The sequence below is a fragment of the Pseudomonas sp. NY15463 genome (assembly GCF_048068415.1).
In the GTDB taxonomy this organism is placed as follows: Bacteria; Pseudomonadota; Gammaproteobacteria; order Pseudomonadales; family Pseudomonadaceae; genus Aquipseudomonas; species Aquipseudomonas mosselii_C.
On record NZ_JBLUQD010000004.1, the window covers coordinates 51,518 to 74,544 of the forward strand.

Below are 23,027 nucleotides of genomic sequence, written 5' to 3' on the forward strand. Positions count from 1 at the left end.
GTCCAAGGGCGCTACGGCAGGCTGGTCTTGGTATCGCAATCGTTCAAAATGTTGTTGTGGCTGCCCAGCCCCGTCTCAGGTCGCTTCGCTGCCGCTGATAAATACGCCATGAACAATGCAGCCCCATAAGGAAAACTGCGAGTAATCAACATCACGCTCCACACTACCGAGGACAATGTCAGTGTTGACGAGCACATGACCAGTAATGCACAAACGATCAGCATGGCCAATAACAACGCCTCTCCCGCACAGCTACTCAGCACTTTTCCTAGCGAACTGCCAGCCGTCTGTTTGGGGGTCACGACAAACCTGGTTGACTTCGACCACAGTGAATAAAACACCGCCTGTGCGACGATATGGTTCAACGCATGACTTGCAAGAATCGACAGCCACGCATTGTAAGTACCATCCGGACTGTAACGTACATACAAGACCATTTGAGCTAAAAGCGTAACCACAAAGGCCAGGACCAGTGAGCTCGATATAAGCAGTGGGTAGGAAGACACGCCCGGAGGTGCCAACAGGGAAAGAGCCGACCATGCAATAAGCGCACTGGTCATCAAGAGTCCTCCCGCTTGGGACAGCCAATGCGTCCATCCGATGATGAATTGATAGCGCTGCGCCCACGAGAGCTGTTCATTTTTTCGAAAAATCGCTTTTGCATGTCCCATCAGGATCTGCACTGCGCCCCTCACCCAACGGAAACGTTGGCGCTTGTAGTCATTAAAACTATCCGGCATCAAGCCCTTCCCGTAAGAAACCGGGATATACCTCATCTTGTGCCCCTGTTGAAGAATTCTCAAGCCAAGCTCGGCATCCTCACAGACACACTGCTCCGACCATCGGAGCGCCCTCAGTACACGCGCGCGGATCAACGTCATGGTGCCATGGAGGATGATGGCATTAAAATTATTTCGAATCGGCATACCGACATTGAAGAAACTCTTATATTCGTAATAGCACAACCTTTTGAACAGCGAAACTTGGTCGCGATAATCCTGCGGCGACTGCAGAACAGCAATCTCGGGGTCATCAAACAGAGAAGTCAGCCCTAGCCAGTCTTGCTCGATCTGATAGTCCGAATCAACCACAGCAATGACATCAACGTCCTCAGACGTCTTCCCCAACAAGAAATTCAATGCCCCACCCTTATTACCGGAAATCTTCTCAACCCGCCAAAAATTAAACTTATCCCCCAAGGCAAGACAGTGTGCTTGCACCGGCTCCCAGAAACTCGCATGGTCGGTATTGTTGTCAATGACATGAACTTCATAATCCCCGTGAAACAGCTCACTGATTCGAGACAGTGTATCGTTCACCATCGTGGGCGGCTCATTGCTGCACGGGATGTGAATAGCGACTTTATAAGAACCTCGTCCCTCGCCTTCAAGCGGTGAAAAAAGACTATTGTTCCGTGGCATCAAGTACCCGTCGACTGTTTCGTGTAGCGAAATCAAGAGCACGCTGATGCACCACACGCACCATACACCGGTCGCAACCAGCTGATAGGCCGGAGACAAAGGTGAAAGCTCAAGCCATACCCTTTCGGCAAGCGCAAGCAGAATGGCTAGCCCGCTGCACAGTAATAGTTTTCTACCTAGCGCGCCTCTACAGAATTCGTACAGAAATACATGACCCCCTTTAACAGGGACTGAGGTCTTTCCGCCGAGCGCAAACTTCACCTTCCCGTTACTTTTGAACATCCCCCAATGCCGGCCCACCGTGCCTTCCGAGCGTTTCCAGCGCTGATCAAATGCTTCTATCACATTGTAATCCACCCCCATATTCTTGAATTGACTGACCACACCTCTAATATACTCCGCCTGCTGATATTCATCGGCAGGCATTGTATTCAGCGCATGCCCGCCAGAGGGCCATCCCACTTCGCCGACATAGATCTTGCGCCCCGGAAATGCTGAACTCACCTTATCCACCGCGCTCACCGTGTGGTTCACAGCCTCAGCAAGGTTAACCCCTTCCCAAAAGGGAAGTATATGTATGGTAATTTCATCTACGCAGTCGGCCAAGGAGGGATGACTCAACCATATGTGCCAAAGTTCCGCTGTCGTCACCGGAAGCCCTGTTAACAACTTCACCTCATGTATGTATTCCTTGAGCCGCCTCAATGGCATATCATGCCTGAATAAAACTTCATTCCCCACCACGACCCGCACAATGTTATTGCACCTACGCAAGATCACTGCTGCCCTAGCAATCTCCATTGAATTTTTTCTTTCATCATCACAAATCCAGACACCCAAACTGACCTTCATGCCCAACAAACCCGCGATACGTGGTATCCATGCCTGAGCACCGGAAACCGAGTAAGTTCGAATGTGCGGCAGATAGCGACTGAGCACAGTCAACTCGCGAATGACTTGCTTGAGTGTTACCCGCTTGCGCCGTTGAAAGGAGCGACTGTTTGAATACGGCGTATAGGAAGCACTCTCAATAGGATGCATCGGCGGGATGTCTTTTACCTTGCGGGCCTGCAGCAACACTTTGAAGATGAGCACCGAAAATAGCGCTGTTCCATTGATAAGAACCCCCCACTGCATCACACTCATCTCACACCTCATTATCTAGGCGCAGAAGCAGAACAGCGCTTCCCGTCGTGACATGCTCAAGTGATTCGACGTTAAGGCATCACTGAGAGTGATCATGACCTTGTACGACTACTCACACAGCTGACATTTTTGCCAGTTGACAATTGAACATAGCGCTCGGCGGTTGCCTTAAATGATTGCACGGTGCAGGAACGCGTTGAAAACGATGAAAAGAAGACAATCAGTGAACTTAGTCAGCCATCAACGCTGATGGTAACGACTCATTCGGCAGGAGGTAGAAGAGGGGTTGTCTCTGCGGGCAGCTATCGGTGTGTTTGTGGATCACCACCCACGGTCAACAAGACCACAGGTGGTGAGCGTTTCCAAAATCCAGATCCCGCTGATCGCAGGCCCCTACCATTCAAGTAAGCCGGGATGATGAAAATCCTGGCTTACTCGCTCAAGAAGACAAGTACGAAGACCGCGTCAACCCCAACCGCAGCGCATCCAGGAACTGGGTGCGTTCGCGGGCGCTGATCTTGGCGCTGGCGACCTTGTCGCGGTAGTGGGTCATCAACTCCTCCGGCGACAGGTGCACGTAGCGCAGCATGTCCTCGATGGTGTCGTGGGTCTCGATACCGGCGTGGTACACGCTGCCGTCGGCATTCTGGTAGATGTTCACCGAGTCGGTGTCACCGAACAGGTTGTGCATGTCGCCGAGGATTTCCTGATACGCGCCCACCAGGAACACACCCAACAGATAATCATCGCCGACCTTCACCGCATGCACCGGCATGCTCGTCTCGATGCTCTGCTCATCGACATACTGGTTGATCTTGCCGTCGGAGTCGCAGGTCAGGTCCTGCAGCACCGCGCGACGCATCGGTTCTTCGTCCAGGCGGTGCAGCGGGATGATCGGCAGCACCTGGCCAATCGCCCAGGTATCGGGCAGGCTCTGGAACACCGAGAAGTTGCAGATGTACTTGTCGGCCAGCTTGTCGTTGAGTTCGTCCAGCACCTGGCGGTGCGAGCGCTGGCGGGCCTTGAGCGAGTTGTGCAGGCGGCGGCACACGGCGAAGTAGCACTGCTCGGCCAGGGCCTTCTCGGACAGGCTGATCTTGCCGTCGGCGTACTGCGCTGCCACGTCGCCCATGTAGTGGGTGGCGCGCCAGTAGGTCTCGGTGACCATCTCAATGTCGGTCGGGCCGAGCAGGTCGGCCAGCCACTGTACGGTCTCGGGCAGGCTTTGCTTGTTCTCGATCACCGGCACTTCGTCGTTGTGGCTTTCGACGTCGGTCACCTGGATCACCAGCATGGCGTGGTGCGCGGTCAGCGAGCGGCCACTCTCGGAGAAGATGTGCGGGTGCGGCAGGCCCTGCGCGTCGCAGAACTCCTTGAGCATGCCCACCACCACGCCGGCGTAGTCGTCCATGTCGTAGTTGATCGAGCTGGCGTTGCGCGAGTGGGTACCGTCGTAGTCCACGCCCAGGCCGCCACCAACGTCGATATGGTCCACCGGCAGGCCCAACGCGCGCAGTTCACCGTAGTAGCGAATGGCTTCCTTGAAGCCGTGCTGGTAGTCGGCCAGGTTGGCGATCTGCGAACCCATATGGAAGTGCAGCAGGCGGATGCCTTGGTCGAGCCCAGCGTCACGGAAGCGCTGCACCACCGAAATCAGCTGCGCGGCAGACAGGCCGAACTTGGACTTTTCACCCCCGGTGTCGGCCCACTTGCTCGAGGCCAACGACGACAGGCGCACGCGCAGGCCCACCTGCGGCTTGACCTTCAGCTCTGCGGCTTCTTCGATCACCAAGGCCACTTCGGACTCTTTCTCGATGACGATGAATACGTTATGGCCCAGCTTCTGGCCCATCAGTGCCAGGCGGATAAACTCGCGATCCTTGTAGCCGTTACAAACGATGGTGCCGCCTTTGGGCGCCAGCGCCAGCACGGCGAGCAGCTCGGGCTTGGAGCCGGCTTCCAGGCCGATGGAAACGTTCTGGGTGGCGATGATGTTCTCCACCACCGCTTCTTGCTGGTTGACCTTGATCGGATACAGCGCGGTGTACTGGCTCTGGTACTCAAGCCGCGCGATATTGGCGTCGAAGGCGCCGGTCAGCTGGCGTACGCGGTCTTGCAAGATGTCCGGGAAACGCACCAGCAACGGCAGCGACAGGCCGCTTTGGCGCAGCTCCTGAACCTGCTCGAAAAGGTCGATCGGGGCGCTGCCCGGACCGTTGGGGCGCACTTCGACGCGCCCGGCGTCATTGATGGCGAAATAACCTGCGCCCCAATGGCGGATGCCATAAACACTACGGCTGTCGGCCACGGTCCACTGGCTACCATCGTCTTTGCGTGTGCGTCGTACGGACATTCACGTCCCCCATTGATAAGTCGAAGACACTGCCCAGCAGTGGGCGGGCGCAGTGTAGAAGCTGAAAATGACGATTCGTCCATGCCCGGTGGTAGACCCCGTGCACGGAAACGAGTTTAGAAAGCGCTGGGCAAAAAATCGCGTCACGGCCTCAGCCGCCGGACTTTTTCGCCTTGAAACCCTGTTTGATCAGCTCGCCGAGGAGCAACTCGACATGGTCGCCTTGGATCTCGATGACCCCATCCTTGAGCGCGCCACCGGTGCCGCAGCGGCGCTTGAGCGTGCTGGCGAGTTCCTTGAGCTGGTCAAGGGGCAGCGGCACACCGCTAATGGTGGTGACGGTCTTGCCGCCACGGCCCTTGCTTTCACGGCGCACGCGCGCGATACCATCACCTTCGGCGACGAACTGCTGCTTGCACACACAGGCATCCACCGGCTTGCTACAGTCAGGACAGTGCCGACCGGCATCGGTGGAATAGACCAGACCGCCAAGGGCGGCGAAGGAAGAAGCTTTCTTGGACACTTTTGTTCCTCTTTGCCGAGGACAAAAAAACTGGTCGACGGGAGCCGACCGCGAAGCCCCACTCTGGCAGGGGCGGCGCTACTGCCGCAAGATCTTGCGACAGCCCGAAAAGGGCGCGCAGTGTAACGATAAATCCGCCGGTTGCTAAGTACCGGATTGCGGCATTTTGCGCAGGTTTAGCGACCTCATCGGCTTATCGCCCAAGCCGTGCGCCTACACGGTATTGGCGAGGTAGCGCTGCAAGGCCACCAGCGAGTCCGGGCAATACGGCAAGCGCGCGCTCTCCTGCTGGGCTTGGGCCACCGGCATGAACCGCGCCTCCATCACCTCTTCGGGCTGCAAGCGCAAAGGCCCGTCCCACACCGCCGAGAACACCGCGCACCAGAGCCGGTTGCCCGGCTGGTCGAAGTGAAACTTCTCGTGAAAGCGCAGCGCCACGCTACTCACACCCAGTTCTTCTTCAAGCTCGCGAGCCGCCGAATCTTCATAGCTTTCCAGATACCCCACCATGCCACCTGCCGCCACATCCCAATACCCCGGATACAGCGCCTTGCTCAGCGTGCGGCGGTGCACGCACAGCTCACCGGCACGGTTGAACAACAGGATGAACGTGCAGCGCCCGATCAGGCCACGCTCGCGCAGTTCAGCCCTGGGCAATGCGCCCAACAGCTGATCATGCGCGTCGACCCAAGCCACCAGCTCGGCATCGGAGGCCGCGCGATGCGCGACCTCGGCGGGGTTGATGGGCATCTCAGCCTTGCGACAGCAGCTGGCGCAGGTCGATCACGGCAGCGTTGGCGCGGGAAATGTAGTTGGCCATGACCAGCGAGTGGTTGGCCCACATGCCAAAGCCGCTGCCGTTGAGCACCATTGGACTCCACAGCGCCTCCTGCGAGGCTTCCAGCTCGCGGATGATCTGCCGCACGCTGACAGTCGCGTTCTTTTTCGCCAGCACATCGGCGAAGTCCACCTCGATGGCACGCAGCAGGTGCGACAGCGCCCACGCTTGGCCACGGGCCTCATAGAACACGTTGTCGATCTGCAACCACGGGGTTTCGACCACTTCCTCGTCAACCTGCGGCGCCTGGCCGGCAACCACGGTTTCGGTCTTCAGGTTGCTGTTGAGCTTGACCCGACCCACGCTGGCCGACAGGCGCTGCGACAGCGAGCCCAGGCGGGTGGCGACATCACCCAGCCAGTTGTTGAGGTTGTCGGCACGGGTGTAGAAGATCGCGCCCTGGTCGCCCTTGGCCAGGCGGACCTGGTAACGGGTCAGCGACTTGATGCCCTCTTCGAACTCCGACTCACTCGACGGCAGGATCCAGCTCTTGTTGTCGAAGTTGAAACGCGGCTCGGCCTTGGCCAGGTCGGCGTCTTCGGTGGACTGCGACTGGGAACGGGCGAAGTCCTTGCGCAGCGCGCGCGACAGGTCACGCACCTGGACCAGCACGCCATATTCCCAGCTCGGCATGTTGTCCATCCACAGGCCTGGCGGGAAACGGTCATTGGAGATGTAGCCGCCCGGCTTGTCGAGCAGGGTGCCCGCGACGGTCTTGAGGGTCTCGATGGTGGTGTAGCCGATCACCATCTGCTGGCCGTTGCGCTCAGCGGCAGTCTGGGCGTTCTGCTGCACCGGGAACAGCGCAGGCTCCTCGCTCCAGTACCAGCCTAAGCCGATGCACACCACCAGGTACAAGCCGATCAACGTGCCCAAGGCACGGCTCCACAGGCCGCCCAGGTAGCTGCGGGTGGCTGAGGCACGGGGTTCTGCGCGCTCGCGGGGCTCAGCGTTGGCCTCACGATTTTTCCAGTCCAGCATGGCATTGTCCTTGAGATTCACGACGGTTCAGGGCTTGGACCACCGACAGCTGTCAGGGTGCCACGGCAAGCCCGAATGCCAGCACTATAAAGCAGACGCCGCCTTTCGTATAAGCGACCAACAGGTCAATAACTGAATAATGCTCCCTGAACACTTTGTTGACACTAGGCACTCGCTTGCCGGAAAAGCGGTGCTAGCATAGAGCCATCATCGAACCTGCACCCCTCCTCCAATAAGTAGTCAGGACATGACCCAGCCAGCCGAGCCGAGCCACGAGCGCCTCAAGCAGCATTTCGCCCAACGGGTCATTCACCAAGCCCGACAAATCCTCGAAATCTGGCAACGCCAGCAGCGCGGCGAGTGGTCGAGTGCCGGCCTGGGCGAGCTGTGCGAAGCCAACCTGCGCCTGCAACGCTACGCCGAACGCTTTGAGCAACCTCAGCACTGCAGCCTGTCGCAATCCATCGCCCAGACGCTGCAAGCTATCGAGGCGAACGGCGCACGCCTGAATTCAGAACTCATCGGCGAGCTGAACAACCTGATGCAGCGCCTCTCGCGCACAGGCCTGCGCAAGGGCGACCAACTCGACAACGTGCCACTGCCACCGCTGCGCAAGCCGGTGTATATCGTCTTGCAGGACCATGACCGCGCAGAACGCCTGGCCCAGCAACTGCAGTTCTTCGGCCTGAGCGTGCAAGCCTTGTGCAGCCCCGAAGCATTCCACGCCTCCATGAGCGAGCGCTTGCCTGCGGCGATTGTCATGGACGTCGACTTCGCCGGTCCAGGCGCTGGCCTGCAACTGGCCGCACAGGCGCAGCGAGCACTGGAGCAATCGATCCCACTGCTGTTCTTCAGCCTTCACGAGACCGATACGCTGACCCGCCTGGCGGCGGTACGCGCCGGCGGCCAGGAGTTTCTCACCGGGACCCTGGAGGCTTCGAGCCTGCTGGAGAAAGTCGAGCTGCTGACCAGCGCCACCCAGTACGATCCGTTCCGCGTGCTGGTGATCGACGACTCCCGCGCCCAAGCCCTGCACACCGAGCGCCTGCTCAACGGTGCCGGTATCATCACCCGCACCCTCACCGAGCCGGTACACACCATGCGCGAGCTGGCAGACTTCCAGCCCGACCTGATCATCCTCGACATGTACATGCCCGATTGCACCGGCACCGAGCTGGCCAAGGTGATTCGCCACAACGACCGCTACGTCAGCGTGCCGATCATCTACCTGTCGGCCGAGGATGACCTGGACAAGCAACTGGACGCCATGAGCGAGGGTGGCGATGACTTTCTGACCAAGCCGATCCGCGCCCGCCACTTGGTCACCACCGTGCGTAACCGTGCGGCCCGTGCCCGCCACCTCAAGGCACGTATGGTCCGCGACAGCCTGACCGGGCTGTACAACCATACGCACATCCTGCAACTGCTCGAAGACTGTAGCTTCCGTGCACGCCGCGAAGAGCAGCCGCTGAGTTTCGCGATGCTCGACATCGATCATTTCAAGAAGATCAACGACCGCCACGGCCACCCTATGGGCGACCGGGTGATCAAGAGCCTGGCGTTGTTCCTCAAGCAACGCCTGCGCAAGACGGACTTCATAGGTCGCTACGGCGGCGAGGAGTTCGCCATCGTCATGCCCAACACGCCGCTGGAGGCTGCGCATAAGGTGCTCGACGAAATCCGTCGACGGTTCGCCGAGATCCACTACCCCGCCCAGCCGCATGACCTGCAATGCACATTCAGCGCAGGCGTGGTGCAGCTGGATGAACAGCTCGATGCACCGAGCATGGCCAGCGCCGCCGACGAGGCGCTGTACCGGGCCAAGCATGCAGGACGCAACTGCGTGGTGCGGGTCGACCTGTAACGCTCGGGGGCCGGACCGGCGAGGCCGCTAAAGCCACCAAAATGGCACTGTGCCACTTTTTATGGCGCCAAGCCCCTGTCGTCATCACCTCGTCATAAAACAGCAATAACTTCAGGCCCGACCTCTCCACTCCCCCGCAGGAAGTTCGCGGCTATGCGCCTGAAGTGGCTGACCAATTTCAACACCCTGTTGCTGGTGACCGTGTGTATCGCCCTGGGCACCACCCTCTGGTGGTCGCAGCGTGCGCTGGAGCGCCCCTATCAGCTGATGGAACGTTACCTGGGCCTGTCCCAGCAGTTCCAGAACGAGGCGGCGCGTAATATCCAGGCGTACCTGGGCAGCGGCGACGCCCTGCGCCATTCGGCAGCGGTGGAAGCCAACACCCGCTTGCAAACAGCCCTGGCCGACTGGCCCGAGGAACTGGCCGGCAAGCTACGCCCCAGCCTGGACAACCTGCAGGCCTTCACCGGCAACGAACTGCTCGCCGCTGGCAAGCTGGCCGGCGACCCACAAGCCCTGCTGCTGCAAGCCGAGCGTGAGCTGGGGGCGAATTTCGAACAACTGGCCAGCTACGCCCGAGACAGCGGCAGCAGCGAGAGCGAGCGTTACCTCGCGCCGCTGTTCGATGCCTCGCTGCACCTGGGGCGCCTGTCGCTAGCCCGCGACAAGCTGGTCAGCAGTGGCCGCGCCGAGCTGGCCAGCGAGGTCGAGCGCGAACTGCAACTGATCGTCACCCAGGCCCAACGGATCGACAGCCTGCCGTTGCTGGGAGTGACCCGCGCCGCCGAATCCAGTGCCGACGACTTCGCCGCGATGATGGGCCTGGCGTCCCAGGGCAGCAGCCAGCAGGAAGACGTCGCGGTCGGCCTGAAACGCGAGTTACAAAGCCTGCTCAACCGCTACCCGGCCGAACTGCAACGCACCCGCGAGCAGATCGAGCGGCGCACTGCGCTGGCCGCCAGCACCAACCAACAGCTGGACGCGGTGCAACAGGCCATCGCCGGCCTTGAGCCCGAGGTTCGTGGCCAGCATGCGAAGATCGCCGCCGAGGTGCGCATCATGCAGGGATTGATGATCGCACTGATCCTGTTGATCGCCCTGTTGATCGACACCCTGCAACGGCGCCTGGCACGCACCCTCACCGGGTTGGCACCGGCCCTGTCGCGCTGGGCCGAGGGCGACTTCGCCCAGCCCATCGCCCTGGGCAAGACCAACCGCGAGCTGCACGACATCCAGGATTCGCTCAACCGCCTGCGTCAGTACTTGGTGGAGCTGGTCGGCACCCTGCGGCACAACGCCGAACAGGTCGCAGGCAGCAGCCACGCCCTGGCGGGCATGAGCAGCGCGCTGCACGAGGGTGCCGAGCGCCAGGCCGGCGATACCGCGCAGATTCGCGATGCACTGGGCGAACTCGAAGCCACCATTCAGCAAGTGGCCGGTGATGCCAGCGCCGCTGCCGATGCCAGTCGCGATGCCGGCCGTGCGGTGGAACAGGGCCAGGCGGTGATCGGCCAAAGCCTGTCGGGCCTGCGCTCGCTGGTGGACGAGGTGCAAGGCAATGCGCGCATGATCGAACAACTGGCCGAAGAGTCAGCCACCATCGGCGGCGTCCTCACAGTGATCCGTTCGATTGCCGAACAGACCAACCTGCTGGCCCTCAACGCCGCCATCGAAGCGGCACGGGCCGGCGAAATGGGCCGTGGCTTTGCCGTGGTCGCCGACGAAGTGCGCTCGCTGGCCCAACGCACCACCGGTGCCACCGGCGAGATCCAGGCACTGATCGACCGTTTGCAGCAGGCGGCGCGCGACTCGGTGCAGGGCATGCGGGCTCAGCTTGAGCACGCTGAAGCCACCGCTGACCAGGCCCAATCGGCCGACGGCGCGCTCGACGAGATCGTCGCTGCGATTCGAACCATCGCCGACACCGCAGTGCGCATCGCCGACGTGACCGCACAGCAGAGCGGTGCGGTGAGCGAGATCCGCGATCACAGCGAACGGATTCACGCACTCGGCGGCGACAACCTGCAACGCATCGGTGAAGGGCGCGAGCAAGGCGAGCAACTGCTCAAGCTAGGAGGCGAGCTGAATACGGCGGTGCGCGCATTCAGGCTCTGAGTCCGCCCCCGGTCAGGCGCAGGGCCCCAAGCCCTGCCAACTCCGTTATCATGCCCGCCAGGTTCCACCTCGCGAGTCCGCCATGCGCCGCCTGTTTCTGCTGCTGTTCCTGCTGCTGGCCAGCCCCACCTTCGCCAGCAGCCTGCTCGACAACCGCCCCAGCGCCACACTCGGCGCAGCCTCCCTGTCCAATAACGCCGACTTCCTGCCGGTGCAGGAGGCTTTCAAGCTAAGCCTGGTGCAGGCCGATGCCCACAGCGTCAAATTGCGCTTCATCGCCACCGACGGCTACTACCTCTATCGCCACCGCTTGCAGTTCCGAGCCGAGCCTGCGGACATCACGCTCGGCGCGCCGAACATCCCCCCTGGCGAGGCCAAACACGACGAGTTCTTCGGCGACGTCGAGGTGTACCACGGTGTGCTCGACATCGAACTGCCACGCAGCGACGCCCGCGCCTTCACCCTGGTGGTCGGCTACCAGGGCTGCGCCGACAAGGGCCTGTGCTACCCACCACAAACCGAGCGCCTGAGCATCGATGGAGAAGGCGCGCCAAGCACTACCGCTGGCGTGGCCGCAGCGGGTTGGAGCTGGAAGTCGCTACTGCTGTTCTTTCTCGCCGGCCTCGGCCTGACCTTCACGCCCTGCGTGCTGCCCATGCTGCCGATCCTCTCCGGCGTGGTGCTGCGCGGCCAGGTCGGTGGCCTGCGCGGGCTGTCACTGTCGCTGGCATACGTGCTGCCGATGGCAGCGAGTTTCGCCGTGCTGGGTGCGCTGATGGGGCTGTTCGGTGCCGGGTTGAACCTGCAAGCACGCCTGCAATCGGCCTGGGTACTGGTGCCGTTCGCGGCGTTCTTCGTGCTGTTCGCCCTGGCCATGTTTGGCCTGTTCGACATCAAGCTGCCGCAGGCGCTGAGCAACCGTCTGGACAACCTCGCCAACCGTACCCAAGGCGGCTCGTTGCTGGGCGCCGCAGTGCTGGGCGTGCTTTCCAGCCTGCTGGTCTCGCCGTGCGTATCGGCGCCGCTGGCCGGCGCCTTGCTGTACATCAGCGCCAGCGGTGATGCCCTGGGCGGTGCGCTCAAGCTGTTCGCCCTGGGCCTGGGCATGGGCGCGCCGCTGTTGCTGATCGCCACCGGCGGTGCCGCCTGGCTGCCGAAAAGCGGTGCGTGGATGAACAGCGTGAAAAATACTATCGGCGTACTGCTGCTGGGTCTGGCCATCGGCCTGCTCAGCCGAGTGCTGCCAGGGCCGGTCACACTGCTGCTGATCGGGTTGCTGGCGGCCGGCGTAGCGCTGTTCCTCGGCGCCCTGGAACTGGTAGTGAAAACCCCGCGCCAGCGCCTGGCGCAACTGCTAGGCCTGGCGCTGCTGGTGTATGCCCTGGCCTGCTGGTACGGCGCCCTGAGCGGTCAAGGCGATCCGCTGCGTCCATTGCCACCACCGCCTGGCGCCGCTGCGCAGACAGCGTCCAAGGCCGACGCCTGGCAGACCCTCACCCGCGCCGCCGCCCTCGACGCCGCGCTGGCCGAAGCCAAGGCGGCGGGCCAGCCGGTGCTGCTGGACTGGTATGCCGACTGGTGCATCAGCTGCAAGGTCATCGAGCACGAGGTACTCAACGCGCAACAGGTCCAATCTCAACTGGGCACGTTCCGCCTGCTGCGCCTGGATATCACCCAAAGTAACGCCGAACAGCGCGCCCTGCTCGACCGCTACGGCCTGTTCGGCCCGCCGGCACTGATGTTCTTTGCCGCGAACGGCAGCGAAATAACCGCCGATCGGGTGGTAGGCGAGATAAACGCCGGCGATTTCGCAGAAGTTTTGACACGCGTACGCGGTCAACTCGGTCTATAACTTCCCCCTGGCGGTGAAAAATCTGGTTGCAAGTGACCAGAGTTAATCATCTGGTCACATATTTTGCGCGAATCTCGGGCATCGTGCTGGCTATTGCCGGGAACTGGACACCCGACGCAGGTTACGGCATAGTCGCCGCGCTATGTCGAATTGCCCTACAAAACCAAGGAATAGCAGATGGCAACCCTACTGGTGCTGCACGGCCCCAACCTGAACCTGCTCGGCACGCGTGAACCGGGCCATTACGGCGCAGCCACCCTTGCGCAGATCAATCAGGACCTGGAGCAGCGCGCACGCGCCGCCGGCCACCACCTGCAATACCTGCAGAGCAATGCCGAGTACGAATTGATCGACCGCATCCACGCCGCACGCAACGAAGGCGTGGACTTCATCCTGATCAATCCGGCCGCTTTCACGCACACCAGCGTCGCATTACGTGACGCGTTGCTTGCGGTGAGCATCCCATTCATCGAAGTGCACCTCTCCAACGTGCACAAGCGTGAACCGTTCCGTCACCACTCCTACTTCTCCGATGTCGCCGTAGGGGTGATCTGCGGCCTGGGCGCCACCGGCTACCGGTTGGCCCTGGAGTCTGCGCTGGAACACCTGGCTGCCAACGCACAGCCCTGATGACACAAGGTCTTGGCCCCTATGGGCCGAGGCTCAGAAGAAACGTTTTCGACACGTTTTCAAATTACGTCCCCGACCGAACCTTGGGAGTTGATGATTAATGGATATCCGTAAAGTCAAGAAGCTGATCGAACTGCTGGAAGAGTCTGGCATCGACGAACTGGAGATCAAGGAAGGCGAAGAGTCCGTTCGTATCAGCCGTAACAGCAAGACTCCAGCCGGCGCCCAGTACTTCGCAGCCCCTGCACCGGTTGCAGCGCCCGTCGCTGCTGCCCCGGTTGCCGCAGCAGCCCCGGCCGCCGAAGCCGCCGCCGCGCCAGCCCTCAAAGGCACCGTGATCCGCTCGCCGATGGTCGGTACCTTCTACCGCAAGCCATCGCCGACCTCGCCGAACTTCGCTGAAGTCGGTCAGGCCGTGAAGAAAGGCGACACCCTTTGCATCGTCGAAGCCATGAAAATGATGAACCACATCGAAGCCGATGTGGGCGGTGTGATCGACGCCATCCTGGTAGAAGACGGCCAGCCGGTTGAGTTCGACCAGCCGCTGTTCACCATCGTTTGATTCGCGGAGAGCCAACGATGTCTGGGAAGCTCGAAAAAGTTCTGATCGCCAACCGCGGGGAAATTGCCCTGCGGATCCTGCGTGCCTGCAAAGAGCTGGGTATCAAGACTGTCGCCGTGCACTCCACGGCCGACCGTGAACTGATGCACCTGGGCCTGGCAGACGAGTCGGTCTGTATCGGCCCTGCATCGTCCAAGGATTCCTACCTGCACATTCCAGCGATCATCGCTGCCGCCGAAGTGACAGGTGCCACCGCCATCCACCCGGGCTACGGCTTCCTCGCGGAAAACGCCGATTTCGCCGAGCAGGTGGAAAAATCCGGTTTCGCCTTCATCGGCCCGAAAGCCGACACCATTCGCCTGATGGGCGACAAGGTTTCGGCCAAGGACGCGATGATCAAGTCGGGCGTACCGACCGTGCCGGGCTCCGACGGCCCGCTGCCGGAAGACGAAGAAACCGCACTGGCGATCGCCCGTGAGGTTGGCTACCCGGTGATCATCAAGGCCGCCGGTGGCGGTGGTGGTCGCGGCATGCGCGTGGTGCACAAGGAAGAGGACCTGATCGCCTCGGCCAAGCTGACCCGTACCGAAGCTGGTGCCGCGTTCGGCAACCCGATGGTCTACCTGGAGAAGTTCCTGACCAACCCACGTCACGTGGAAGTCCAGGTACTGTCCGACGGCCAGGGCAACGCCATCCACCTGGGCGACCGCGACTGCTCGCTGCAGCGCCGTCACCAGAAGGTCCTGGAAGAAGCCCCGGCCCCAGGCATCGACGAGAAGGCCCGTCAGGAAGTCTTCAAGCGTTGCGTCGACGCCTGTGTCGAGATCGGCTACCGCGGTGCGGGTACGTTCGAGTTCCTGTACGAGAACGGCCGTTTCTACTTCATCGAGATGAACACCCGCGTCCAGGTCGAGCACCCGGTCTCGGAAATGGTCACTGGTATCGACATCGTCAAGGAGATGCTGAGCATCGCCGCTGGCAACAAGCTGTCGTTCCGCCAGGAAGACGTGGTGATTCGTGGTCACTCGCTGGAGTGCCGGATCAACGCCGAAGACCCGAAGAAGTTCATTCCTAGCCCAGGCAAGGTCAAGCACTTCCACGCCCCAGGCGGCAACGGCGTACGCGTCGATTCGCACCTGTACAGCGGTTACTCGGTTCCACCGAACTACGACTCGCTGATCGGCAAGCTGATCACCTACGGCAAGGACCGCGACGAAGCCATGGCGCGCATGCGCAATGCCCTGGACGAGATCGTCGTCGACGGCATCAAGACCAACATCCCACTGCACCGCGACTTGGTGCGTGATGAAGGTTTCTGCAAAGGCGGCGTCAACATCCACTACCTCGAGCACAAACTGGCCAACCAGGAGTGATCGCGTTAGCGAGATGACAGAACCCCGGCCCAGTGCCGGGGTTTTTTATGGCTCAGGGAATCTGCGGGCCCCCCTACAGGTGCAACGCTAGATTCAGGCATTGCTCAATCCTGTGGGAGCGGGTTCACCCGCGAAACAGGCGACGCGGTGGATGGCACCCCGGTAAATCCGCTCCCACAGGATAGGCGGCGCGCTTGCAAAATCAGTTCTCTGCGCGAGAGCGCAGTCCAAAAGGCTGGGTGATCCCCTACAGGAGTGGACTACCGCCGCGTGAACCGCTCCTCTACAAACCCCCCGCACTCGCGTAAACTGGCGCCCTTTCGCGCAGCCTCGGGCTGCCCCTGTCGATTTACCAAAGGTGCCCGCCATGCCCTGGCTGCAAGTACGCCTGGCCATCAGCCCGGAACAAGCCGAAACCTACGAAGACGCCCTGCTCGAAGTGGGCGCTGTCTCGGTGACGTTCATGGACGCCGAAGACCAACCGATCTTCGAACCGGACCTCAACACCACCCCGCTGTGGTCGCACACCCACCTGCTGGCTCTGTTCGAGGCCGACGCGCAGCCCGAGCAGGTGTTCGCTCACCTGCGCCTGCTGACCGGCGACAGCCTGCCCGAACACAAGGCCGAGGTGATCGAGGATCAGGACTGGGAACGCAGCTGGATGGACAACTTCCAGCCGATGCGCTTCGGGCAGCGCCTGTGGATCGTGCCCAGCTGGCACGAGGTGCCGGAAAAACACGCGGTCAACCTGCTGCTGGATCCGGGCCTGGCCTTCGGCACCGGCACCCACCCGACCACCGCGCTGTGCCTGGAATGGCTCGATGGCCAGCAGTTGCAAGGCACCCAGGTACTGGACTTCGGTTGCGGCTCGGGCATCCTGGCCATCGCGGCGCTGCTGCTGGGCGCCCGTGAAGCGGTCGGCACCGACATCGACGTGCAGGCCCTGGAAGCCTCCCGCGACAATGCCCAGCGTAACGGTATCGCCGACGACGCCTTCGCCCTGTACCTGCCCGAGCAAATGCCGGCCATGCAGGCCGACGTGCTGGTCGCCAACATCCTGGCCGGCCCATTGGTTTCGCTGGCCCCACAGTTGTCCGGCCTGGTCCGCCCCGGCGGCCTGCTGGCGCTGTCGGGCATCCTCGCCGAACAGGGCGAGGACGTAGCAGCCGCCTACGCGGCCGATTTCGACCTGGACCCGATCGTCGTGCGCGACGGCTGGGTACGGATCAGTGGTCGCCGCCGCTAGGTCAAACTAGACTTCACTCCTGTACAGCCCCCGGATCGCCGCATGACCGACAGTTTCGTCACCCAGTGCCCGCATTGCCAGACCAGCTTTCGCGTCACCCACCACCAGTTGAGCGTGGCCCGTGGCGTGGTGCGCTGCGGCCAGTGCCTACAGGTGTTCAATGCGGCCAAGCAGTTGCTGGAACAGAACCGCGTGGCCAGCGACCCGGCATCACTTGCCGCCCCTGCAGCGGTGACGCCTGTGCCTGGGCCTGTGCCGACACCCAGCGAGCCGCTCGCGGCCCCCGCCCAGGACCTGGCCAGCACCACCGAGGCGCTGGAGGCTTTGGACCTGGACCACGAACTGGCCCGCCTGGAGCGCCGCCGCCCAGGTGATCGCCGGGTGGCCAGCGAAGAAGCGACGCTACATGCCCGACGCGATGAGCACGGCCCTGACGAACACGCCGACACGCCATTCGGTACCGCCACCGACGATCGGTCCGAACCCGAAGCCGTCCGTGAGGATGCCCCGGTACTGATCGAGCAACAGCCGCTGACGGCGCAAGTGGCGTCTGTGGATGAGCGCACCGAGCCCACCCTGGGCAACGCCGACTTCGACCTGGACGATGAGCCAGCGACGCACCAGCCGGCCCTGGACGACGCCTTCGAGCAACCGCCAGGGCTGTCGAGCCAGGCCGAGCCGTTGCCGGCCAGTGGTTTCTCGGCGCTGGACGACGAGCACCCCATTGACCGCCTGTCGGCCCATGACGACGACACACCGGATGCGCCTGCCAGCGAACGCCTGGAGCCCAGCCTGGGCAGCAAGCCGGAGCGAGTACGCAAGGAACCGCTGGTGGACGTGGTCGACGACCCGCTGCAACTGGGCTGGGAAAAACCCGCGCCGAACTGGGGCAAGCGCGTGTTGTGGAGCCTGCTGACACTACTGGCGGCCGGGCTGCTGGCCTTCCAATACGTCTGGTACCACTTCGACGAGATGGCCCGCCAGGATCAATACCGCCCCTGGTTCCAGCAGGTCTGTCCAATGCTGGGTTGCCAAGTGCCGACACGCGTCGACATCTCGCGGATCAAGAGCAGCAATCTGGTGGTGCGCAGCCATCCCGACTTCAAGGGCGCGCTGATCGTCGATGCGATCATCTATAACCGTGCGCCGTTCGCCCAGCCGTTCCCGCTACTGGAGTTGCGTTTTGCCGACCTCAATGGCCAGCTGATCGCCAGCCGTCGCTTCAAACCCAGCGAGTACCTGTCGGGCGAGCTGGCCGGTCGCGGCGAGATGCCCAGCCAGACGCCGATCCACATCGCCCTGGACATTCTCGACCCTGGCCCCAAGGCCGTGAACTACAGCCTGAGCTTCCGCTCGCCTGAGTAAGCGGCAAGCGGCAAGGCAAGAAAACCCAGACCTGCTTCTGTCTTGCCGCATGCAGCTTGCCACTTGCCGCAGCCGCAGCCGCGCCAGCGCCCACCGTTGTTCAGATTTTATCCAAATCCTTCTTTATCCGGTCACCGAGAGCGGGTATTATGCCCACCCTTTTTCAAACTCCCATGATCCGGCCCCACAACAGGGAACTCCTATGTCGGCGGTACGCATCGGCCCATACACACTGCGCAACAACCTGATCCTCGCGCCCATGGCCGGGGTCACTGACCAGCCTTTTCGAACGCTGTGCAAGCGCCTGGGGGCAGGCATGGTGGTGTCGGAAATGGTGTCCAGCGACATGAGCCTGTGGAACAGCCGCAAGTCGAGCCTGCGCCGCATTCACGAAGGTGATCCCGAGCCACGCTCGGTGCAGATCGCCGGTGGTGACGCGCAGATGATGGCAGCCGCAGCCCAGGCCAACGTCGCCGCCGGTGCGCAGATCATCGACATCAACATGGGTTGCCCGGCGAAAAAAGTCTGCAACAAGGCGGCCGGCTCTGCTTTATTGAGAGACGAAGCCTTGGTCAGCGAGATCCTGCATGCCGTAGTCGGCGCTGTAGAGGTCCCGGTGACGCTGAAAATCCGCACCGGCTGGGACCGGGCAAACAAGAACGGCCTGAACGTGGCGAAAATCGCCGAACAGGCCGGAATCCAGGCGCTGGCGGTGCATGGCCGCACACGCGCCGACCTGTACACCGGTGAAGCCGAGTACGACACCATCGCCGCGATCAAGCAGGCGGTGTCGATCCCGGTTTTTGCCAACGGCGACATTACCTCGCCGGAAAAGGCCCGGGCGGTGCTGGACGCCACCGGGGTCGACGGCCTGCTGATCGGCCGTGCTGCCCAAGGGCGGCCGTGGATTTTCCGCGAGATCGAGCATTACCTGCGCACGGGCGAGCATGTTCCCGCACCGACGCTGGATGAAGTGGAACGTATTCTGCTGGAACACCTGGCCGCGCTGCATGCTTTCTACGGCGATGTGATGGGTGTGCGGATCGCCCGCAAGCACGTTGGCTGGTACCTGGCGACCCGACCTGGCGGCAAGGAATTCCGCAGCCAGTTCAACGCGTTGCAAGACACACAAGCGCAGTGCGCCAACGTTCAGGCCTATTTTGCCGAACGTCGACAGAGCCTTGGCACAGAGGACGAACAAGGGGTGGCCGCATGACGATGATGACCGAGACATTAGTGAGTGGAACAACGCCCGTGAGCGATAACGCCAACCTCAAGCAGCACCTGAATACGCCGAGCGAGGAGGGCCAGACCCTGCGCGACAGCGTCGAGAAGGCGCTGCACAACTACTTCGCCCACCTGGAAGGCGCTACCGTCACGGACGTGTACAACCTGGTGCTTTCGGAAGTCGAGGCGCCCCTGCTCGAGAGCGTGATGAACTACGTCAAGGGCAACCAGACCAAAGCCAGTGAGATGCTCGGGCTCAACCGGGGCACGCTGCGCAAGAAGCTCAAGCAATACGATCTGTTGTAAGGCCAGACCCCCCGACAAAAAAGGCGCTCATGCAAAGAGGCGCCTTTTTTGCTGAATCCACCGCGTTATGGAATCCGAAATGACCGACCAGACTACCCGCCTGCCAGTCCGCCGCGCCCTGATCAGCGTCTCCGACAAGACCGGTATCCTCGAATTCGCCCGTGAGCTGCAACAGCTCGGTGTCGAGATCCTGTCCACCGGCGGCACCTACAAGCTGCTCAAGGACAACGGCGTTAACGCGGTGGAAGTGGCTGACTACACCGGCTTCGCTGAAATGATGGACGGCCGGGTCAAGACCCTGCATCCGAAGATCCACGGCGGCATCCTTGGCCGTCGCGGCACCGACGATGCCATCATGAACGAGCACGGCATCAAGCCGATCGATCTGGTCGCGGTCAACCTGTACCCGTTCGAAGCCACCATCAACAAGCCGGGCTGCGACCTGCCGACCGCGATCGAGAACATCGACATCGGCGGTCCGACCATGGTCCGTTCGGCAGCGAAAAACCACAAAGACGTGGCCATCGTGGTCAACACCGGTGACTACGCCGGCATCGTCGAGAGCCTCAAGGCCGGTGGCCTGACCTACGCCCAGCGCTTCGACCTGATGCTCAAAGCGTTCGAGCACACCGCCGCCTACGACGGCATGATCGCCAACTACATGGGCACCATCGACCAGGCCCACGACAGCCTGTCGACCGAAGGCCGCAGCGAATTCCCGCGCACCTTCAACAGCCAGTTCGTCAAGGCCCAGGAAATGCGCTACGGCGAGAACCCGCACCAGAGCGCGGCGTTCTACGTCGAAGCCAAGAAAGGCGAAGCGAGCGTCTCCACCGCCCAGCAACTGCAAGGCAAGGAGTTGTCGTTCAACAACGTGGCCGACACCGACGCCGCGCTGGAATGTGTGAAGAGCTTCGTCAAGCCGGCCTGCGTCATCGTCAAGCACGCCAACCCGTGCGGCGTGGCGGTCGTACCTGAAGACGAAGGCGGTATCCGCAAGGCCTACGACCTGGCCTACGCCACCGACACCGAATCGGCCTTCGGCGGCATCATCGCCTTCAACCGCGAACTGGACGGCGAAACCGCCAAGGCCATCGTCGAGCGTCAGTTCGTCGAAGTCATCATCGCCCCGAAAATCTCCCAGGCCGCCCGTGAAGTGGTCGCTGCCAAGCAGAACGTACGTCTGCTCGAATGCGGTGAATGGCCAGCCGAGCGTGCTGCCGGCTGGGACTTCAAGCGTGTCAACGGTGGTCTGCTGGTACAGAGCCGCGATATCGGCATGATCAGCGCCGATGACTTGAAGATCGTTACCAAACGCGCCCCGACCGAACAAGAGATCCACGATTTGGTGTTCGCTTGGAAAGTCGCCAAGTTCGTCAAGTCCAACGCCATCGTCTACGCCAAGCAGCGCCAGACCATCGGTGTCGGCGCCGGCCAAATGAGCCGCGTCAACTCCGCACGTATCGCGGCCATCAAAGCCGAGCACGCTGGCCTGCAAGTTCAGGGCGCAGTCATGGCCTCGGACGCGTTCTTCCCGTTCCGTGATGGCATCGACAACGCCGCTAAAGTCGGTATCAGCGCCGTGATCCAGCCAGGCGGCTCGATGCGCGATGCCGAAGTCATCGCCGCTGCCGACGAGGCCGGTATCGCGATGGTCTTCACCGGTATGCGCCACTTCCGCCACTGATTTACGGCAATCGGCCGCACTGAAGCAGGCATCTGCTGCGTTGGGGCAGTTTCCGCTGATGCTCATTGCCAAAAGGCAACTCCGCTCATCGGAAACGGCCCCGCCTTGCATCTACCCGCTTCATTGCGACCTCGTACAACGCGAGGCTTTGCCTCCTGTCCGAAAGAATTCGAGGTTTTGACATGAAAGTTTTGATCATCGGCAGCGGCGGCCGTGAGCACGCCCTGGCTTGGAAAGTCGCCCAGGACCCACGGGTCGAGAAAGTCTTCGTGGCCCCTGGCAACGCGGGCACCGCCATTGAAGCCAAGTGCGAGAACGTCGCCATCGACGTCACCGCCCTGGAACAACTGGCCGATTTCGCCGAGCAGAACGTCAACCTGACCATCGTCGGCCCTGAAGCGCCCTTGGTTCTGGGCGTGGTCGATCTGTTCCGCAGCCGCAACCTGGATTGCTTCGGCCCGACCAAAGGGGCCGCCCAGCTGGAAGGCTCCAAGGCCTTCACCAAGGATTTCCTGGCCCGCCACAAGATCCCCACTGCCGACTACCAGAACTTCACCGAGATCGAGCCGGCCCTGGCCTACCTGCGTGAAAAAGGCGCACCGATCGTGATCAAGGCCGACGGCCTGGCAGCCGGCAAAGGCGTGATCGTCGCCATGACCCTGCAAGAAGCCGAAGACGCCGTGCGCGACATGCTCGCCGGCAACGCCTTCGGCGAGGCGGGTTCGCGCGTTGTGATCGAAGAGTTCCTGGATGGTGAGGAAGCCAGCTTCATCGTCATGGTCGACGGCCATAACGTGCTGCCGATGGCCACCAGCCAGGACCACAAGCGCGTCGGCGACCAGGACACCGGCCCGAACACCGGCGGCATGGGCGCCTACTCGCCGGCCCCGGTAGTCACCGCCGACGTGCACCAGCGCGTGATGGACCAGGTGATCTGGCCGACCGTGCGCGGCATGGCCGAGGAAGGCAACGTCTACACCGGTTTCCTGTATGCCGGCTTGATGATCGACAAGGCGGGTAACCCCAAGGTCATCGAATTCAACTGCCGCTTCGGCGACCCGGAAACCCAGCCGGTCATGCTGCGCCTGGAGTCGAGCCTGGTGCTGCTGGTCGAAGCCGCGTTCGCCAAGGCCCTGGACAAGGTCGAAGCACAGTGGGACCCACGTCCGAGCCTGGGCGTGGTCCTGGCAGCCGGCGGCTACCCAGGCGACTACGCCAAAGGTGACGCGATCAGCGGCCTGGACGCCGCCGCGCAGATCGAAGGCAAGGTGTTCCATGCCGGCACTTCGCTCAAGGATGGCCAGGTGGTGACCAACGGCGGCCGCGTACTCTGCGCTACGGCCATGGGCGCCAGCGTTGCCGACGCGCAGCAGCAAGCCTACCGCCTGGCCAAACAAGTCAGCTGGAACGGCAGCTTCTACCGCACCGACATCGGCTACCGTGCCATCGCTCGCGAGCGCGGTGAACACCAGCAGTGATATCGCACCGAACCGCCGCACAGCCTCAGGCTTGCGGCCTTCGGCTCGTCGACAAGGCCC

The 23,027-nt window shown here is 62.0% G+C and carries 17 protein-coding genes; 12 read left to right on the forward strand and 5 right to left on the reverse strand.

The window, feature by feature from the left end:
• Positions 1-11: 11 nt before the first annotated feature.
• The 5 genes from ACNFIC_RS11025 to ACNFIC_RS11045 form a co-directional block, all read right to left on the reverse strand.
• Positions 12-2,567 carry a glycosyltransferase gene (locus ACNFIC_RS11025; RefSeq protein WP_416781002.1) on the reverse strand — a complete coding sequence of 852 codons (2,556 nt, stop codon included), beginning with the start codon at positions 2,565-2,567 and terminating at the stop codon, positions 12-14.
• A gap of 439 nt (positions 2,568-3,006) precedes the next feature.
• Positions 3,007-4,920, reverse strand: a complete 1,914-nt coding sequence (gene speA / locus ACNFIC_RS11030) for an arginine decarboxylase (protein WP_138221231.1) — start codon at positions 4,918-4,920, stop codon at positions 3,007-3,009.
• Between the two features lie 151 nt (positions 4,921-5,071).
• Positions 5,072-5,443 carry a translation initiation factor Sui1 gene (locus ACNFIC_RS11035; RefSeq protein WP_138221230.1) on the reverse strand — a complete coding sequence of 124 codons (372 nt, stop codon included), beginning with the start codon at positions 5,441-5,443 and terminating at the stop codon, positions 5,072-5,074.
• Between the two features lie 213 nt (positions 5,444-5,656).
• Positions 5,657-6,193, reverse strand: a complete 537-nt coding sequence (locus ACNFIC_RS11040) for an NUDIX hydrolase (RefSeq protein ID WP_416781003.1) — start codon at positions 6,191-6,193, stop codon at positions 5,657-5,659.
• A gap of 1 nt (position 6,194) precedes the next feature.
• Positions 6,195-7,262 (reverse strand): DUF2333 family protein, encoded by a 1,068-nt coding sequence (locus tag ACNFIC_RS11045; RefSeq protein ID WP_416781004.1) that lies wholly within the window; start codon positions 7,260-7,262, stop codon positions 6,195-6,197.
• A 247-nt stretch (positions 7,263-7,509) separates the two neighbouring features.
• On the opposite strand from ACNFIC_RS11045, the gene ACNFIC_RS11050 reads away from it, so the two are divergent.
• From ACNFIC_RS11050 to purD, 12 genes are all read left to right on the forward strand, one after another.
• On the forward strand, positions 7,510-9,126 hold the full coding sequence (locus tag ACNFIC_RS11050) for a diguanylate cyclase (RefSeq protein ID WP_416781005.1): 1,617 nt from the start codon (positions 7,510-7,512) through the stop codon (positions 9,124-9,126).
• Between the two features lie 1,335 nt (positions 9,127-10,461).
• Positions 10,462-11,241 carry a methyl-accepting chemotaxis protein gene (locus tag ACNFIC_RS11055; protein ID WP_416781169.1) on the forward strand — a complete coding sequence of 260 codons (780 nt, stop codon included), beginning with the start codon at positions 10,462-10,464 and terminating at the stop codon, positions 11,239-11,241.
• An 82-nt stretch (positions 11,242-11,323) separates the two neighbouring features.
• Positions 11,324-13,093, forward strand: a complete 1,770-nt coding sequence (locus tag ACNFIC_RS11060) for a protein-disulfide reductase DsbD (protein ID WP_416781006.1) — start codon at positions 11,324-11,326, stop codon at positions 13,091-13,093.
• Between the two features lie 177 nt (positions 13,094-13,270).
• Positions 13,271-13,723: a type II 3-dehydroquinate dehydratase gene (gene aroQ / locus ACNFIC_RS11065; protein ID WP_011535870.1), complete on the forward strand. Its 453-nt coding sequence runs from the start codon at positions 13,271-13,273 to the stop codon at positions 13,721-13,723.
• A 100-nt stretch (positions 13,724-13,823) separates the two neighbouring features.
• A complete protein-coding gene (accB, locus tag ACNFIC_RS11070) occupies positions 13,824-14,285 on the forward strand; it encodes an acetyl-CoA carboxylase biotin carboxyl carrier protein (protein ID WP_138221224.1) in 462 nt (153 codons plus the stop codon).
• A gap of 17 nt (positions 14,286-14,302) precedes the next feature.
• Positions 14,303-15,658 carry an acetyl-CoA carboxylase biotin carboxylase subunit gene (accC, locus tag ACNFIC_RS11075; RefSeq protein WP_138221223.1) on the forward strand — a complete coding sequence of 452 codons (1,356 nt, stop codon included), beginning with the start codon at positions 14,303-14,305 and terminating at the stop codon, positions 15,656-15,658.
• 367 nt (positions 15,659-16,025) lie between these two features.
• Positions 16,026-16,904, forward strand: a complete 879-nt coding sequence (gene prmA / locus ACNFIC_RS11080) for a 50S ribosomal protein L11 methyltransferase (protein WP_416781007.1) — start codon at positions 16,026-16,028, stop codon at positions 16,902-16,904.
• 42 nt (positions 16,905-16,946) lie between these two features.
• Entirely contained in the window at positions 16,947-18,269 is a 1,323-nt protein-coding gene (locus ACNFIC_RS11085; RefSeq protein ID WP_416781008.1) for a DUF3426 domain-containing protein, read from the forward strand.
• Positions 18,270-18,471: 202 nt separating this feature from the next.
• Complete coding sequence (gene dusB / locus ACNFIC_RS11090) at positions 18,472-19,485, forward strand: tRNA dihydrouridine synthase DusB (protein WP_138221219.1); 1,014 nt, start codon at positions 18,472-18,474, stop codon at positions 19,483-19,485.
• A complete protein-coding gene (fis, locus tag ACNFIC_RS11095; protein ID WP_008093076.1) occupies positions 19,482-19,802 on the forward strand; it encodes a DNA-binding transcriptional regulator Fis in 321 nt (106 codons plus the stop codon). The genes dusB and fis overlap by 4 nt, the downstream gene beginning before the upstream one ends.
• 79 nt (positions 19,803-19,881) lie before the next feature.
• Positions 19,882-21,489 (forward strand): bifunctional phosphoribosylaminoimidazolecarboxamide formyltransferase/IMP cyclohydrolase, encoded by a 1,608-nt coding sequence (gene purH / locus ACNFIC_RS11100; RefSeq protein ID WP_416781009.1) that lies wholly within the window; start codon positions 19,882-19,884, stop codon positions 21,487-21,489.
• Positions 21,490-21,671: 182 nt separating this feature from the next.
• Positions 21,672-22,967 (forward strand): phosphoribosylamine--glycine ligase, encoded by a 1,296-nt coding sequence (purD, locus tag ACNFIC_RS11105; RefSeq protein WP_138221217.1) that lies wholly within the window; start codon positions 21,672-21,674, stop codon positions 22,965-22,967.
• Positions 22,968-23,027: the final 60 nt, after the last annotated feature.

Bases quoted from the DNA above. Each gene is read 5' to 3' on its own strand.
- ACNFIC_RS11025 (WP_416781002.1), bottom strand. From the start codon at position 2,567: ATGAGTGTGATGCAGTGGGGGGTTCTTATCAATGGAACAGCGCTATTT.
- speA (WP_138221231.1), bottom strand. From the start codon at position 4,920: ATGTCCGTACGACGCACACGCAAAGACGATGGTAGCCAGTGGACCGTG.
- ACNFIC_RS11040 (WP_416781003.1), bottom strand. From the start codon at position 6,193: ATGCCCATCAACCCCGCCGAGGTCGCGCATCGCGCGGCCTCCGATGCC.
- ACNFIC_RS11045 (WP_416781004.1), bottom strand. From the start codon at position 7,262: ATGCTGGACTGGAAAAATCGTGAGGCCAACGCTGAGCCCCGCGAGCGC.
- ACNFIC_RS11050 (WP_416781005.1), top strand. From the start codon at position 7,510: ATGACCCAGCCAGCCGAGCCGAGCCACGAGCGCCTCAAGCAGCATTTC.
- ACNFIC_RS11055 (WP_416781169.1), top strand. From the start codon at position 10,462: ATGAGCAGCGCGCTGCACGAGGGTGCCGAGCGCCAGGCCGGCGATACC.
- ACNFIC_RS11060 (WP_416781006.1), top strand. From the start codon at position 11,324: ATGCGCCGCCTGTTTCTGCTGCTGTTCCTGCTGCTGGCCAGCCCCACC.
- aroQ (WP_011535870.1), top strand. From the start codon at position 13,271: ATGGCAACCCTACTGGTGCTGCACGGCCCCAACCTGAACCTGCTCGGC.
- accB (WP_138221224.1), top strand. From the start codon at position 13,824: ATGGATATCCGTAAAGTCAAGAAGCTGATCGAACTGCTGGAAGAGTCT.
- accC (WP_138221223.1), top strand. From the start codon at position 14,303: ATGTCTGGGAAGCTCGAAAAAGTTCTGATCGCCAACCGCGGGGAAATT.
- prmA (WP_416781007.1), top strand. From the start codon at position 16,026: ATGCCCTGGCTGCAAGTACGCCTGGCCATCAGCCCGGAACAAGCCGAA.
- ACNFIC_RS11085 (WP_416781008.1), top strand. From the start codon at position 16,947: ATGACCGACAGTTTCGTCACCCAGTGCCCGCATTGCCAGACCAGCTTT.
- dusB (WP_138221219.1), top strand. From the start codon at position 18,472: ATGTCGGCGGTACGCATCGGCCCATACACACTGCGCAACAACCTGATC.
- fis (WP_008093076.1), top strand. From the start codon at position 19,482: ATGACGATGATGACCGAGACATTAGTGAGTGGAACAACGCCCGTGAGC.
- purH (WP_416781009.1), top strand. From the start codon at position 19,882: ATGACCGACCAGACTACCCGCCTGCCAGTCCGCCGCGCCCTGATCAGC.
- purD (WP_138221217.1), top strand. From the start codon at position 21,672: ATGAAAGTTTTGATCATCGGCAGCGGCGGCCGTGAGCACGCCCTGGCT.